The sequence below is a fragment of the Stenotrophomonas sp. KH_036_B genome (assembly GCF_057839485.1).
This window is the reverse complement of record NZ_CM174491.1, coordinates 3,262,202-3,276,408: the sequence shown is the minus strand read 5'-3', so window position 1 is coordinate 3,276,408 and position 14,207 is coordinate 3,262,202. Positions and strand designations below refer to the sequence as shown.

Genomic DNA, 14,207 nt, shown 5'->3' with positions numbered 1-14,207 from the left:
TGACCGATTCTAGCGCTGCTTTTCCTGATTGCACAAACGAAGCGAAGATGAATGCGTATCGCATTGAAAAGGCCCGGTTTTTGCATCGAATGGGAGGGGCTCGAGCCAGCGTCGCGGCGCAGCCCTGTTCAGGTTGGCGTGGCGGCCGCACGGATCCAGTGCGCGGCCCGCTCGGCCAGCATCAGGGTGGGCGCGTTGGTGTTGCCGCTGACCAGCTGCGGCATCACCGAGGCATCCACCACGCGCAGCCGGCGCAACCCGTGCACGCGCAGGTGGGGATCGACCACGGCGTCGGCATGGGTGCCCATCGCGCAGGTGCCCACCGGGTGGTAGATGGTCTCGGCCTTGGCCCGGATGAAGGCGGCCATCGCGGCACCGTCCAGGTCATCGCGGTCCGGGAAGATCGGCGCGCCCCGCCAGCGGTCGAACGCCGGTTGGCGCAGGATCTCGCGCGACATGCGCACGCAGGCCTTCATCATCGCCATGTCGTGGCCGTCGGCATCGCCCAGGTAGTTGGCCTCGATCCGCGGCGGCGACGCCGGGTCGGCATCGCGCAGCTGGATGCGTCCGCGGCTGCGCGGATGCAGCGCGCAGGCGTGCAGGGTGTAGCCATCGCCAGGCAGGCGGTGGCGGCCGTGGTCATCGAGCATGGCCGGGACGAAGTGGAACTGCACGTCGGCGCGGGCGTCGGGCGCCAGCGGCGAGCGCGCGAAGCCGCCGGCCTCGGCGATATTGCTGGTGCCCGCGCCGCGCCGTCCGCGCAGGAAGTAGTCGAAGGCGATGCGTGCCTGGTTGCTGCGGTCGTAGCTGACGCCGGGCCGGGTGTGCACCAGCGTGCAGATATCCAGATGGTCCTGCAGGTTGCCGCCGACCCCGGGCAGGTCGACGCGCGGGGTGATGCCGTGGCTGCGCAGGCGCCGTGCCGGGCCGATGCCGGACAGCATCAGCAGGTGCGGGGAGTGGATGGCACCGGCGCTGAGGATCACTTCGGTGCTGGCGCTGGCATGCCGGTGCGCACCGGCATGGCGGAAGTAGATGCCGCTGGCGGTGTCGCCCTGGAAGGTCAGCATGCGCGCGTGGGCGCCGGTCAGCACGGTGAGGTTGCGCCGTCGGCGCGCCGGGCGCAGGTAGGCGGTGGCGCTGGAGCAGCGGGCGCCGTCACGCTGGGTGACCTGATACAGGCCCACGCCGAGCTGCTGCGCGCCGTTGAAGTCGTCATTGCGCGGGTGGCCGGCCTGCACGGCTGCGTCCAGGAATGCGTCGGAGAGGGGGTTGTGGTGGCGAAGGTCGGACACCGACAGCGGTCCGGCATCGCCGTGCAGCGCGCTGGCACCGCGGCTGTTGGCCTCGCAGTGCAGGAACCACGGCAGGACCTGCGCCCAGTCCCAACCGAGGGCGCCGTCCGCTGCCCAGGCGTCGTAGTCGGCCGGCACGCCGCGGACGTAGCACATTGCGTTGATCGAGCTGGAGCCGCCCAGCACCTTGCCGCGCGGCCACCACAGCCGCCGTCCGTCCAGCGCCGGTTCGGGTTCGGTGTACAGGTTCCAGTTGATGCGCCGGTTGTTGACCAGCCGGGCCAGCCCGGCCGGCATGTGGATGAACGGGTTGCGGTCGCGGGGGCCGGCTTCGAGCAGCAGGACGCGGCACTGCGGGTCCTCGCTGAGCCGGTTGGCCAGCACGCAGCCGGCCGAGCCTGCGCCGACGATGATGTAGTCGTACATGTCCGTTCCCCAACGGTGATGCCACGAGCATAAGCCAGCGCGCGGCACTGCGTTGCACGGGTGCGCACGCCGACCACTGGCGATGTTGCGGTGCATCGTTTACCTTGCGCGCTTTGCTGCCCGGAATCCCCACGATGCTGCCGTTGCGACGCCGCCTGCGCGGGACCCGCGTGCAATGACCGCCCCGGTGCCTTCCCCGTCCGCGCGCCCGGGCCTGCGCGCGTCGCTGCGCCAGTCGCCGCCGCTGCTCTGGGCCAGCGTGTACTTCTTCTGCCTGCTCAGTGGCTACTACGTGCTGCGGCCGGTGCGTGAGGCGATGGCGGCCTCGGCCGACCTGCAGACGGTGTTCCCGGCGTCGTTGATAGGCTGGTTCTCCGCCCACGGCATCGCGCTGCAGGACTTCGTGCTGCAGTTCCTGTTCACCTGTGTGTTCGCGATCATGCTGGTGCTGCAGCCGCTGTACGGGGCGCTGGTGAGCCGCTACCCACGCCGGGTGTTCCTGCCGGTGGTCTACGGCTTCTTCATTGTCACGCTGCTGGGCTTCTACGCGCTGTTCGACAGCGGGGTGCCGGGGCGAGGCATGCTGTTCTTCTTCTGGATCACGGTCTTCAACCTGTTCGCAGTGGCGGTGTTCTGGAGCTTCATGGCCGATGTGTTCTCCAATACCCAGGCACGCGCTTTCTACGGTTATATCGGGGCGGCGGGCACGATCGGGGCGTTCCTCGGCCCAACGTTGACGTCGACGCTGGTGCAGCGGGTGGGCATCGCCAACCTGATGCTGGTATCTGCGGGGTTCCTGAGTGTGTGCCTGCTCTGCATCTGGCGGCTGCGGTTGTGGGCGGTGGCGCGCGAGCGTGAGGAAAACCGGGTCTCGGGTGAGACCCCGATGGGCGGCGGGGTGCTGGATGGGCTGAAGCTGATCGCACGCGAGCCGCTGCTGCGCTGGCTGGCGGTAATGGTGGTGTTCGGGGTGGGCATCGGCACGCTGCTGTACAACGAGCAGGCGTCCATCGTGCGCAGGCTGTACACGGACCCGGCGGCCAGTACGGCATTCTTCTCGCGTGTGGACCTGGCGGTCAATGCGCTGACGCTGGTGCTGCAGCTGGGGCTGACCCGCTGGCTGCTGTCGCGTTACGGAATCGCGCCGGCGCTGTTGATTCCGGGCTTCGCGATCATCGTCGGTTTTTCGGTGCTGGCTGCGTCGCCGCTGCCGTTGATGGTGGCGATGGTGCAGGTGATGACGCGCGCCAGCGAGTTCTCGCTGGCCAAGCCGGCACGCGAGACGATCTACACGCGTGTGGACCGGCAGTGGCGCTACAAGGCCGGTGCGGCGATCGACACGGTGGTGTACCGCGGTGCGGACCTGACCTTCGCCTGGGTGCACAAGGGGCTGTCGCTGTTCGGGTCGCACGCGGTGTTCGCGGGCGGGCTGGCGGTGGCGGGGATCATGACCGCGGCGGCGTTCCGGGTGCTGCGCGAAGAAAAGAAGCTGCCGGCCGAGCGGCCGGAGTAAGCTCTCTTCATCTTGTTCGAGGGTTGCGCATGTACTGGACCGCACTGATCCTGACCCTGGTGGTCGCGTTGTTGCACGTGTACTTCCTGGTGCTGGAAATGTTCCTGTGGACGCGTCCGCTGGGCCTGAAGACGTTCCGCAACACGCCGGAGAAGGCGGAGCTCACGCGGGTGCTGGCGGCCAACCAGGGGCTGTACAACGGCTTCCTGGCCGCCGGTCTGTTCTGGGGACTGTTCGACCACCTGCCCATGCTGGTGAACTTCATGCTCGGCTGCGTGATTGTGGCCGGCTGCTACGGCGCGTACAGCGTCAACAAGCGGATCTTCTTCATCCAGGCCGTCCCGGCGATCCTGGCGGCTATTGCCTGGCAGTTCGTGCCGGCCTGAGGGCGCCGGTCGTCGGTCGTCGGTCTCGGGTAGGTACTGACCGTTGGTCGGTACGCGCTAAAAGCCGAGGGCTGCGAACGTGCTCGCGCTGGGCCGGCGGGTGCGGGTTTGCGGGACACGCCGTGAATCCGTCCATGGAGGCTTGTAGAAAACTTGCTCGTGTACGCAATCCTGCGTACACGGCAAGGCCTGGGTTGGGCGTCCTGCCCAACCCGCCCGGCGCATGCGCCGTGCCCATGTTTTCTACAGTCCCGCAAACCCACCCCCGCCGACCCTTTGACGGTTGGCGGGTGGCCTATGGAGATCAACGGCGACGGCGGTTTCCGTTTTTTTAGTCGTCGCCATGCGATCGGCATCGCGGGCGGTTGTTTGGGAAGCAACCCTACCGGGCACGCGTGCGCGAGCATGCGTGATGCTGCCGGGGTCGCGGTGGGCTCGGCGTCCCTCGTAGAGACACGCCATGCGTGTCTGCAGTTCGTTCGCGGACCCTGCTGGGGGAAGAGCCCCCTTCTTGTTGAAGGGGGCGCGCCAACGGCGCGGGGATGAGGTGGAATGCGCGGATATCGCGGGCCGAAGGCACGGGATATCCCGGAGCGGGGCTGCCCGACGGCCGCCCCAGCTCGTATGAATTGAAACGCTGCCCTTCGCGTGGAGCCTCAAGACTTCTTGACCGGCGACACCCACATATCAATCCGCGCGTCGAACACCGCAGTGCCCGAGGTGTCGCGGATCTGCACGTTGACCGGCAGCGCGTAGCCGGCGTCGGCAGCGACGATCGGTTGGGCCGGCGTAGCCACCGCCTGCTGCGGGCCGGTGGCCTTGGCCAGGTACTTCACTTCCATGCCCTTGGGGATCCAGCGCATGCCTTTGGGCAGCGAGGCATCCACCATGAGGCCCGCCGTGAGTTCGGCCAGGTTGCACAGCGCGATCGCGTGCACCGTGCCGATGTGGTTGGTGACCTTGCGCCGGTGCGCGATGCGGCCCTCGCAGCGACCGGGTTCGAGCACCGTGATGCGCGGCGCGATGCTGGCGAAGTACGGGGCCTTGAAGCAGACCGCACGTGAGAAGAGCCATTGGCCGGCCGGCCAGCGCTGCATGCGGTGGTACAGGTTCAACAGGGGAGCGGCCATGGATGTGTCTCCTCAAAAAAAACGGCGGACCGAAGTCCGCCGTATGGGGTGCGTCGATGCGGATTTACGCCGCTTCGGACTGCACGTCCTTCTGTTCGCGGTCGTAGTACCCGGCCGAGCGCAGTTCCTTCGGGTCGAAGTCGTCCACCGTGATCGTTTCCAGGGTGATGGCACGCAGCTCTTCGAGCAGGGTGCGTTCGTCCTGGGTGATCACGCCTTCGGCCACGGCTTCGTCCAGCTGCGTGACGAAGTCCAGCGCCTCGATGCCCTTGGTCTTGAGCGCCTTGATGAACTTGCGCTCCACCGGCTCGGCCATGATCGCCTTGGACAGGTAGCTGTTGATGCGGCCGCCCGGGTTGTTCTCGCACGGGGTCAGGAACACGCCATTGGCCAGACGGTCGCGGGCTTCGTTCGGGGCCATCAGCAGCGCCGCCACACGGTGGCCCAGGCGGTCGCCCGGCGCTTCGGCACGGCGGCCGAACGGGAAGATCAGCAGCCACATCAGCCAGCCGATCGGACGGATCGGGAAGTTGCGCAGCGCTGCAGACAGCGACTCTTCGATCTTGTGCACGCTGTCATGGAAGGCCCAGGCCAGCAGCGGCTGGTCGGCCGTCGGTGCGCCTTCGTCGTGGTAACGCTTGAGCATGGCGCTGGTCATGTAGATGTGGCTCAGCACGTCGCCCAGGCGGCCGGACAGCGATTCCTTGAACTTCAGCTTGCCGCCCAGCGTCATCATCGAGATGTCGGCCATCAGCGCCAGGTTGGCCGAGTAGCGGTCCAGCTTGCGGAAGTAGCGGCGCGTGTAGGCATCGCCCGGAGCGGCGCCGAAACGGGCACCGGTCAGGCCGAACCAGAACGAACGCACGGCGTTGGAGATGCCGAAGCGGATGTGGCCGAACAAGCTGCGGTCGAATTCCTGCAGGCCGGCACGGGTGTCCGGATCCTGCGCGGCCTTCATTTCCTTCAGCACCCACGGGTGGCACAGGATCGCACCCTGACCGAAGATCAGCAGGCTGCGGGTCATGATGTTGGCGCCCTCGACCGTGATCGCGATCGGTGCGGCCTGCCAGCTGCGGCCGGCGAAGTTGCGCGGCCCCAGGATGATGCCCTTGCCGCCGATCACGTCCATCACGTCCGAGATCACCTCACGGCTCATGCTGGTGCAGTGGTACTTGGCGATGGCAGAGGGCACCGACGGCACGTCGCCGCGATCCACCGCAGCGGCCGTGGCCTGGCACAGCGCGCTGATCGCATAGGCCTTGCCGCCGATGCGGGCCAGCGCTTCTTCCACGCCCTCGAAGCGGCCGACCGACAGGCCGAACTGCTTGCGGATGCGTGCGTAGGCACCGGTCACCACCGCGCCGGCCTTGGCACCGCCGCTGGCGGTGGAGGGCAGGGTGATGGAGCGGCCCACGGCCAGGCACTCGTTGAGCATGTTCCAGCCCTTGCCGGCCTTCTCGGCACCGCCGATCAGCTGGGTCAGCGGGATGAAGACATCCTTGCCGCGGATCGGGCCGTTCTGGAAGGTCGAGTTGAGCGGGAAATGGCGACGGCCGATTTCCACGCCGGCGGTATCACGCGGCAGCAGGGCCAGGGTGATGCCGATGTCGCGGGTGGTACCGATCAGGCCATCCGGGTCGTACATGCGGAAGGCCAGGCCGATCAGCGTGGCCACCGGGGCCAGCGTGATGTAGCGCTTGTCGAAGGTGAGCTTGACGCCCAGCACCTGCTCGCCGTTCCACTCGCCCTTGCAGACGATGCCGTAATCGGGAATGGAGGTGGCATCCGAGCCGGCGAACGGGCCGGTCAGGCCGAAACAGGGTACTTCACGGCCATCGGCCAGGCGCGGCAGGTACTGGTCCTTCTGCGCCTGGGTGCCGTAGTGGTTGAGCAGTTCACCGGGGCCGAGCGAGTTGGGCACGCCGACGGTGGAGCTCACCACGCTCGACACCGACGCCAGCTTCTGGATCACCTTGTGGTGGGCCAGCGCGCTGAAGCCCAGGCCGCCGTATTCCTTCGGGATGATCATGCCGAAGAACTTGTTCTTCTTGATGAAGCTCCACAGTTCCGGCGGCAGGTCGGCGTAGACGTGGGTGATCTCCCAGTCGTTGACCATGCGGCACAGCTCTTCCACCGGGCCATCCAGGAAGGCCTGTTCTTCGGCGGTGAGCTGCGGCTTGGGGTAGCTGAGCAGGATGTTCCAGTCCGGGTCACCGGTGAACAGTTCGCCTTCGAAACCGACCGAGCCGGTTTCCAGCGCGATGCGCTCGGTCTGCGACAGCGGCGGCAGCACCTTGCGGAACACCTTCATCATCGGCGCGGTCAGCAGCGGCTTGCGGATGAACGGCAGCAGCAGCGGCACGGCGATGACGGCGACGATGGCGGCGGCCACGATCGTTGCGGTCTGGTTGATGTAGGGAATGAACCAGCAGGCCGCCAGCAGCACGAGGCTGGTGAGCGTCCAGGTGATCAGCCGCATCCGATGGTAGGCGACGACTGCGCCTGCCAGCAGGATGGCGAGGAAGGGGACGACAATGCTCATGAGCGTGCTCCGGTGACGTGCTCGGTTGTGGCGGACTGTGCCACGGCGGAGGCCGAGGGCAACACGTCCAGATAGTCCAACACAGTAGCGGTAAAGGCGTTGTTGTCGTCGCCGGCGACCATATGCGTGGCCTCCGGCAACTGCACGTGGCGTGCGTGCGGCACCAACGCGAGGAACTCGGCCACCGTTTGCGGGGTGACCAGGGTGCTGCGCCCGCCGCTGACCAGCAGCACCGGGCATTTCACCTGGCGCGCCGCGTCGGCGAGCGCATCCTGGTGGTGTTCACTGTCGCGCGCCAGTTCGGCGACCAGACGCGGGTCCCAATGCCAGCGCCAGCGTCCCTGACCGTCCTCGCGCAGCAGGGCGCGCAACGAATCATCGGACTTGCGTGGACGATGCGGCATATAGGCGGAAATCACGTCGGCCGCCTGCGACAGCGAGGCGAATCCGTCCGGATGGGCGGTCATGAACATCAGGATGCGTTCGACCCCGGCCGTGTCCCAGCGCGGGGTGATGTCGACCAGCACCATCGCCGAGAACAGCCCCGGCCAGCGTGCCTCGGCGAGCAGGCCGAACAGCCCGCCCATCGATGCTGCCACCAGAATGGGCGGCTGCGGCTGTTCGCCGGCCAGCACGATGAGGTCGTCGGCGAATTGTTCGCCGTGGTAGGGCAGGTCCGCCGCGTTCCAGTCCGAATCGCCGTGACCACGCGCGTCGTAGGCCAGCGTTTCATAGCCGGCCCTGGCCAGCGACTCTGCAGTGGCGGTCCATGCATGACGGGTCTGGCCAAAGCCGTGCGCGAACAGCACGGTGCCGCGACGACCGGGGCCCGAACGGGTGGCGGCCAGCACGGCCTCGTGAGCGGCGGTCAGCCTCTCGTCGGTGGTGGCGGGCAGGGAGGGGGTCGGGGTTACCATACTTGCTAGTATGGACCTGGCTTTTGGCATGTCAATACTCTCTAGTATGGTTGGGGTGGCGGGGCAGCCACGCAGGGCGTGGCTCTACAGGGTCTGGGGTCCCATGGGCGCGCAATTCCATACAAACCGACCCCGGCGTATGGTTAAATCATGGTCATGAATGAACCTGACGCTTCCGCCGGCGAGCCACGTGCCGGCCGCAACAGCCGCCTGAGCGCGGAAGACTGGGCCCAGGCCGCCCTGGACCTCATCGCTGAACAAGGCGTCGGTGCGGTGGCGGTGGAGCCGCTGGCCCGCCGCCTCGGCGTGACCAAGGGCAGTTTCTACTGGCATTTCCCCTCGCGCGACGCGTTGCTGCAGGCCGCGCTGGAGCGTTGGGAGCTGTTCGAACAGGAACAGGTGTTCGGCAGCCTGGAAGACGTACCGGACCCGCGTGCGCGCCTGCGCCAGCTGTTCCAGGTGGTGGCCCATGAAGTGCAGCCGCACATCATCTACAGCGAACTGCTGAAGGCGCTGGATCACCCGATGGTGCGCCCGGTCATCGACCGCGTCTCGCACCGCCGCCTGGAGTACCTGGTGGCATCGTTCCGCCAGGCCGGGTTGAGCCGTACCGATGCGCAGCATCGCGCGCGTCTGGCGTACGCCGCCTATGTGGGCTTCCTGCAGTTGTCGCTGCAGCTGCAGCAGCCCAAGCCGGCGCGCGAGGACTTCGAGGCGTATGTGGAGCACGTGATCGAGACGTTGATTCCGATCGGTTGAGTTGCCGCCGACCACGATGCAGACGAGAAACGGCCCGCGAGGGCCGTTTTTTTTCGTCGCGGTGCTCGGAGCACTGCCTGCCGCACAAACAACAACGGCCCCTTGCGGGGCCGTTGTCGTCCAACACTACACGGTTACAGCCAGATCAGAACTTCTGGTTGTAGCGCATGTAGAGGAAGCGACCCGGGATTTCATACTGCGGGTCGAAGCTGTTGGCAAACGTGGTGTACGACTTCGGCGGATCGCGGTCGAAGGCGTTGTTGACACCCACGGTGATGCGGGCGTTCCACGGCGACTGCCAGTAGGCGCTCAGATCGGTGTACGTGACGCTGGAGATCTTGCGCTGCGGATCCGCATCGCCACCCAGGCCAATATGATCGGCGTCCGAGCACAGCAGAGCGAAGTTGGCGCCACCGAAAGCGGTGCCGGTGCAGTCTTCGTTCTGACGCGAGTAGTAACGTGCCGATGCGGTCGCACCGAAGTCACCCAGCTGCCAGGCAACCAGCAGGTTGGAACGCACACGCCAGTAGTTGTCGCGGCTCAGGTAGTTGCCGACGCGGTTGTAGCCTTCGGTCACCGGATCTTCGATGGTGTACTTCGAGGTGTACGCGGTATCCAGCACGAAGCTGAAGCTGCCGTAGGTGGTATCCGGCAGGCGGTAACCCAGGGTCACGTCCCAGCCTTCCACTTCCATCGTACCGACGTTGCTCGGCACGGCCAGCAGGTTCGAGATCTGGCCGGTGCTGTCACGCTCGATCAGGTCGCACTGCGAAGCCACGCCCTGGTCATAGCAGGAGTCCAGCGTCTGCTGGGCGGTCTGCGCGTAGATGGCACCTTCGATCTTGATGTTCCACCAGTCAACCGAAACGTCCAGGCCCGGTGCGAAGCTCGGGCTGTAGACGAAGCCCAGGGTCTTGGAGGTCGAGGTTTCCGGCCCGAGATTCGGATTGCCACCGGTGGTGGTACGGATCTGCGAGTTGGACTGGTTGTACGCCGGCACGCCTGCGCAGCTGGCCGGCGGGGTGTTGGCGTTGCCCGTCTGGACGCCGGCGCAGGGATCGGCCACGTCTTCGAAGGTGTCGCTGATGCCCGAGTACAGTTCGCTGATGGTCGGAGCGCGGAAGCCTTCGGACCAGTTACCACGGATCATCAGGTCGTTGATCGGCTTCCAGCGGAAACCGAACTTGCTGTTGGTCGTGTTGCCGAAGTTGCTGTAATCAGAGAAGCGGGTCGCCACGCTGAAGTCCAGCAGCTGCGCGCCGGTCACGCCGGACAGCAGCGGGATCGCCAGTTCGAGGTACGCTTCGTCCAGCTTGTAGCTGCCGTCGGTCGCAGTACGCGCATTGCCGGTGGTGTCGCCGGAGTTGATCAGGGCGTCCGGGCCGTCAAAGCCGGACTCTTCACGGTGTTCGGCACCCAGCGAGAAGGCGAACGCGCCACCCGGCAGGTCGAACAGCTCGCCACCGATGCTGCCGTAATAGGTCTTCTGCTCGTAGCCGTAGACGTCATGCGCGGTGAAACCGGCGTAATCGATCATTTCCGGGGTCAGAGAGCCGGCGCCGCTCAGCATGTTCATCGGCACGCAGCCGTCGACCGTGTTGGCTGCGGTGCCGCAACGTGCCACGCCGCCAGCATCGATGAACGACGGGCCCAGGGCGTTACGCAGCGCGGAGATGTTGAAGAAGCCAGTGGTGACGTCGGTCTGGTCGTTCTTGCCGTAGAACATACCGGTTTCCCAGTTCCAGAACCGGCTGCCGACTTCGAAGTCACCTTCGAACGCACCGTTGAACGCGTAGGTCTTCACGTTCTGCTTGTAGATACGACCGCCAGTCTCGTTTGCACGGTACTGGATGTAGTCGATATCACGGCCGGTGTTGTTGTAGATGTTGTCGGCGTCGATGACGATATTGGCGCCGTTGGTGCCCGGTGCGGCGCGACCCAGCACGATCGGCATGGCCGCCAGGATCTGCTCGGACTCACGCTCGTTGTAGGTCACCGTGGTCTTGAAGCGCACGTTGTCGGTGATGTTCAGACCGGCGTCGGCGAAGATCGAGGTGCGTTCCTGCGGGGTGATCAGCAGGTTGCCCGGCGCGTGGTTGAAGCTGTCGGCCTGGGTGTAGTTACGGAAGGTGCTGCCACCGTTGCCGGTGATGAAGTAGCCTTCCGTGCCATTCGGACGCGCAGCGCCGAAGCGCGGCGAACCGTCGGGGTTGGTGCCGACCTGCTGGTAGAAGCCGAAGCGGCCTTCCGGGGTGGTGGAGCTGTTGCCCGTGTACGGCACTGCGCCGTAGACCGGCACGGAGGAGATGGCACGGTCGCCCGCCCACACGGCCTCTTCCTTCACGTAGCCGACACCCAGGGTGGCGTGCCACTTGTCACCGGCCGAGCCGATGGTGAAGTCATAGGCTTCACGCGAACCGTCGCCCTTGTCGTACTGACCAAAGTAGGCGTTGGCTTCGGCGCCGTCGAAGTTCTGGCGCAGGATGATGTTGACCACGCCGGCGATGGCGTCCGAACCGTAGATGGTCGAGGCGCCGTCCTTCAGGACTTCCACGCGCTCAACAGCGGCCGACGGAATGGTGTTCAGGTCGACTGCGCCACCCAGGCCGGTACCACCGACCCAACGACGACCGTTGACCAGCACCAGGGTACGGCTGGAACCCAGGTTGCGCAGGTTCACGCGGGTTTCGCCGTTGCCGCCGTTGTTGTAGGTGCTGTTCAGCGTCGAGCCGCTGGTGGCGATGTTCTGGATGATGTCGCCGATCGAGGTCTGGCCCTGGGCCTGGATCTGCTCGCGGCTCATGGTGAAGACCGGCTGCGAGGACTCCAGGTCAGCGCGCTTGATGCGCGAACCGGTGACTTCGATCTTGTCCAGGGTCTGGGTGTTGTCCTGTGCGAAGGCGGCGCCGCTGCTGCCAGCGGTGACCACCAGCGCGAACGCGATGGCGTCGCGCAGCTTGTTTGTCCTGCAATTCATTGGCTCTCTCTCTCCAAGGGGACTTGGGTGCTACGTGGTATTGGATGGGCTTCGACGCGGAGGCGAAAGGCGACTCCAAATCGTGAAGCTGACTCGATAGTAACCACGTCGTCAGAGAAATTAAAGACCCGTTAATACTTCATGTGTTTTGGGTGAAATTCGGCAAAGTCCTTGCGGGACAAGGCTTTCCGTCACCGAGGGGGGCAAATGGGGTCTTGAGGGGGTCAACTTGAGACATGACTTTCAGCACATTTTTTCAAATCTGGCGCCATCGGCCCTATCTGAATGGAGGGCCGGTCACAGGCGACGCGCAGAAAAAAGGCGCGTCGGAGACGCGCCTTGGTCAGCAGACTGGAGGGGCGACCCTCTCAGAGATCCTGTTCGTAGCGGACGTAGGGCACGGTGCCCTCGTCGGTGCTTTCATTGCGCGGGGCGAAAGGGTTCTTGCCGCGGGTGATGACGTTCTCCGCACCCACGGTGAGCTGGCCGCTCCAGGGCGTACGCCAGGTCAGGCCGACGCCCAGGCCTTCCCACTTGCCGGGCTGGCCCGGCACATCGACCACGCGGCCGATGATGTTGCCGCTGAAGTTGCCATAGCCGGCACCCAGAGTGAGGCTCTTGCTGTCCCAGCGGTCCACCAGGGCAGGGGAGACATCGGACAGGGGCACCAGGCGCGCCTTGGCGTAGGTGCCGCCAATGGATACGAAGCCCTCGCGGCCGATGTTCTTCTGGCCGAACACGGTCAGGTCGTTCTGCTCGGCGCGCAGCGCCGGCGACTTGTTCGGGCCGGCCAGCCAGGCCGGGAGCGTGTCCTTGCCGGTCCCGGCGGTGATGCCGAGGCGACCGCCCGGGCGGTTGAACGCCGCCGTGCCGGTGACCCGGCGACTCAGGGTGTTGTCGTCATCGTCGCCCAGGCTGGCCAGCATGCAATGGCTGGCCAGTCCGCTGATGCTGGTGCCGCGGCTGCTGTTGCACAGCAGGCCCAGCGAATCGCCGGAGGACAGCCCGAAGGCCGCGTCCAGCGAGCTGCGCCCGAAGTGCCAGCGCGCGCCGGCCGCCTGCTCACCGGTGGGTTCCAGGTACAGCAGGGCCTCGACCTTGCCGCTGCCCTTGTTCCACACCGGAATCACCGTGCTGTCCTGGCGTGCCTTGGATTGCGCATGCGCGCCCGGGATCGCGGCGAGGGCGATCATCAGGGCCAGCGGTAGACGCAGAAGGGCACGCATGGGAACTCTCAGACAGCGGTGATGAACACAAGTTCCCGCCGAAGCGGGACACTGATCCTAGGGCGTTTATGATTTCTTAACAAGTCTTGGTTCTCCCCAGAACAAAACTCGCGCGGCGATTACTGAAGCCGTTCAGGTGCCGGCGATGAAACGACGGCGTCGCTGAACAGTATGTCGAATTCCGTCAAGGGAAAGTGATACTCCTGTCCGCAGAATTCGCAACGGATATCGACTGAACCGGTGGCCTCGGCGGAGGCCCTCGCTTCCTCCTCGCCCAGCGACTGCAGCATGCTCTCCACGCGCTCGCGCGAACAGGAGCAGGCAAAGCGCAGCGGGCGGGCACCCAGCAGTTCCGGGTTCTCCTCGTGGAAGAGACGCACCAGCAGCGTTTCGGCGTCCACGTCGAGCAGTTCCTGCTTGCCGAGGGTCTCGAACAGGGCGCTGGCGCGGACCCAGCCATCCTCGTCACCCCCGTCGCCGGGCAGCTTCTGCAGCAGCAGGCCGGCGGCGCGGGTGCCGTCGGCGGCCAGCAGCAGGCGCGTCGGCAGCTGTTCGGACTGGCGGAAGTAGTCTTCGAACGCCTCATCCAGGCCCGGCGCGCCCAGTCCGACCAGGCTCTGGTAACGCTGCGGCTCGCGCGGGTCCAGGCCGGGGTTTTCGATGGTGATGGCCAGCAGCGCGTCGTCGCCCAGGGCGGTCAGGTCGCGTGGGGCATCGCCCTCGTCGGACATCTGCACGATCCCGCGCAGGGTCCCGGCGGCGGTGCACTCGGTGAACAGGGTGCGCATGGCGGTGCTGCTGCGCAGCTGGATGGACAGGCGTCCATCCACCTTGGTGTGGCCGGTGAACAGGGCCGAGGCCACGCTGGCTTCGCCCAGCAGTTCAGCCGCCACGGGCGGATAGCTGGCGTGGGACAGGATTTCCTGCCAGGTGGCGTCGAGGTGCACATGCACGCCGCGGACGCCGGCATCGGGGAGCAGGAAGCGGACGAGGGAATCGGTCTGGGCGGTCATCGGGTCGGTGGCTGCGCTTATTT

The 14,207-nt window shown here is 66.1% G+C and carries 10 protein-coding genes; 3 read left to right on the top strand and 7 right to left on the bottom strand.

What is annotated here, in order from left to right; all coding sequences use genetic code 11:
• Positions 1–128: 128 nt before the first annotated feature.
• On the bottom strand, positions 129–1,721 hold the full coding sequence (locus AC3ITN_RS14630) for a GMC family oxidoreductase (RefSeq protein WP_489390970.1): 1,593 nt from the start codon (positions 1,719–1,721) through the stop codon (positions 129–131).
• Positions 1,722–1,896: 175 nt separating this feature from the next.
• Here AC3ITN_RS14630 and AC3ITN_RS14625 point away from each other — a divergent pair, with 175 nt between their 5' ends.
• On the top strand, positions 1,897–3,234 hold the full coding sequence (locus AC3ITN_RS14625) for an NTP/NDP exchange transporter (protein ID WP_489390969.1): 1,338 nt from the start codon (positions 1,897–1,899) through the stop codon (positions 3,232–3,234).
• A 29-nt stretch (positions 3,235–3,263) separates the two neighbouring features.
• Positions 3,264–3,620 carry a DUF1304 domain-containing protein gene (locus AC3ITN_RS14620; protein WP_489390968.1) on the top strand — a complete coding sequence of 119 codons (357 nt, stop codon included), beginning with the start codon at positions 3,264–3,266 and terminating at the stop codon, positions 3,618–3,620.
• Between the two features lie 656 nt (positions 3,621–4,276).
• Here the strand turns inward: AC3ITN_RS14620 and AC3ITN_RS14615 are convergent.
• From AC3ITN_RS14615 to AC3ITN_RS14605, 3 genes are all read right to left on the bottom strand, one after another.
• Complete coding sequence (locus AC3ITN_RS14615) at positions 4,277–4,750, bottom strand: hotdog fold domain-containing protein (protein WP_489390967.1); 474 nt, start codon at positions 4,748–4,750, stop codon at positions 4,277–4,279.
• A 64-nt stretch (positions 4,751–4,814) separates the two neighbouring features.
• Positions 4,815–7,292 (bottom strand): acyl-CoA dehydrogenase, encoded by a 2,478-nt coding sequence (locus AC3ITN_RS14610; protein WP_489390966.1) that lies wholly within the window; start codon positions 7,290–7,292, stop codon positions 4,815–4,817.
• The gene (locus AC3ITN_RS14605; RefSeq protein ID WP_489390965.1) at positions 7,289–8,209 is read right to left on the bottom strand and encodes an alpha/beta fold hydrolase; all 921 of its coding nucleotides are present in this window, start codon (positions 8,207–8,209) and stop codon (positions 7,289–7,291) included. Before AC3ITN_RS14605 ends, AC3ITN_RS14610 begins: the two co-directional genes overlap by 4 nt.
• A gap of 156 nt (positions 8,210–8,365) precedes the next feature.
• On the opposite strand from AC3ITN_RS14605, the gene AC3ITN_RS14600 reads away from it, so the two are divergent.
• A complete protein-coding gene (locus tag AC3ITN_RS14600) occupies positions 8,366–8,968 on the top strand; it encodes a TetR/AcrR family transcriptional regulator (protein WP_313346748.1) in 603 nt (200 codons plus the stop codon).
• Positions 8,969–9,113: 145 nt separating this feature from the next.
• On the opposite strand, the gene AC3ITN_RS14595 is transcribed toward AC3ITN_RS14600, so the two are convergent.
• From AC3ITN_RS14595 to hslO, 3 genes are all read right to left on the bottom strand, one after another.
• Positions 9,114–11,945, bottom strand: a complete 2,832-nt coding sequence (locus AC3ITN_RS14595) for a TonB-dependent receptor (protein WP_489390964.1) — start codon at positions 11,943–11,945, stop codon at positions 9,114–9,116.
• A gap of 368 nt (positions 11,946–12,313) precedes the next feature.
• The gene (locus tag AC3ITN_RS14590) at positions 12,314–13,138 is read right to left on the bottom strand and encodes an XOO1806 family protein (RefSeq protein WP_313346819.1); all 825 of its coding nucleotides are present in this window, start codon (positions 13,136–13,138) and stop codon (positions 12,314–12,316) included.
• 152 nt (positions 13,139–13,290) lie between these two features.
• Positions 13,291–14,184 carry an Hsp33 family molecular chaperone HslO gene (gene hslO / locus AC3ITN_RS14585; RefSeq protein ID WP_313346754.1) on the bottom strand — a complete coding sequence of 298 codons (894 nt, stop codon included), beginning with the start codon at positions 14,182–14,184 and terminating at the stop codon, positions 13,291–13,293.
• Positions 14,185–14,207: the final 23 nt, after the last annotated feature.

Excerpts from the sequence above, each read along its gene's own strand:
- AC3ITN_RS14600 (WP_313346748.1), top strand. The coding sequence starts at position 8,366 with ATGAATGAACCTGACGCTTCCGCCGGCGAGCCACGTGCCGGCCGCAAC.
- AC3ITN_RS14625 (WP_489390969.1), top strand. The coding sequence starts at position 1,897 with ATGACCGCCCCGGTGCCTTCCCCGTCCGCGCGCCCGGGCCTGCGCGCG.
- AC3ITN_RS14630 (WP_489390970.1), bottom strand. The coding sequence starts at position 1,721 with ATGTACGACTACATCATCGTCGGCGCAGGCTCGGCCGGCTGCGTGCTG.
- AC3ITN_RS14605 (WP_489390965.1), bottom strand. The coding sequence starts at position 8,209 with ATGGTAACCCCGACCCCCTCCCTGCCCGCCACCACCGACGAGAGGCTG.
- AC3ITN_RS14610 (WP_489390966.1), bottom strand. The coding sequence starts at position 7,292 with ATGAGCATTGTCGTCCCCTTCCTCGCCATCCTGCTGGCAGGCGCAGTC.
- AC3ITN_RS14615 (WP_489390967.1), bottom strand. The coding sequence starts at position 4,750 with ATGGCCGCTCCCCTGTTGAACCTGTACCACCGCATGCAGCGCTGGCCG.
- hslO (WP_313346754.1), bottom strand. The coding sequence starts at position 14,184 with ATGACCGCCCAGACCGATTCCCTCGTCCGCTTCCTGCTCCCCGATGCC.
- AC3ITN_RS14620 (WP_489390968.1), top strand. The coding sequence starts at position 3,264 with ATGTACTGGACCGCACTGATCCTGACCCTGGTGGTCGCGTTGTTGCAC.
- AC3ITN_RS14590 (WP_313346819.1), bottom strand. The coding sequence starts at position 13,138 with ATGATCGCCCTCGCCGCGATCCCGGGCGCGCATGCGCAATCCAAGGCA.
- AC3ITN_RS14595 (WP_489390964.1), bottom strand. The coding sequence starts at position 11,945 with ATGAATTGCAGGACAAACAAGCTGCGCGACGCCATCGCGTTCGCGCTG.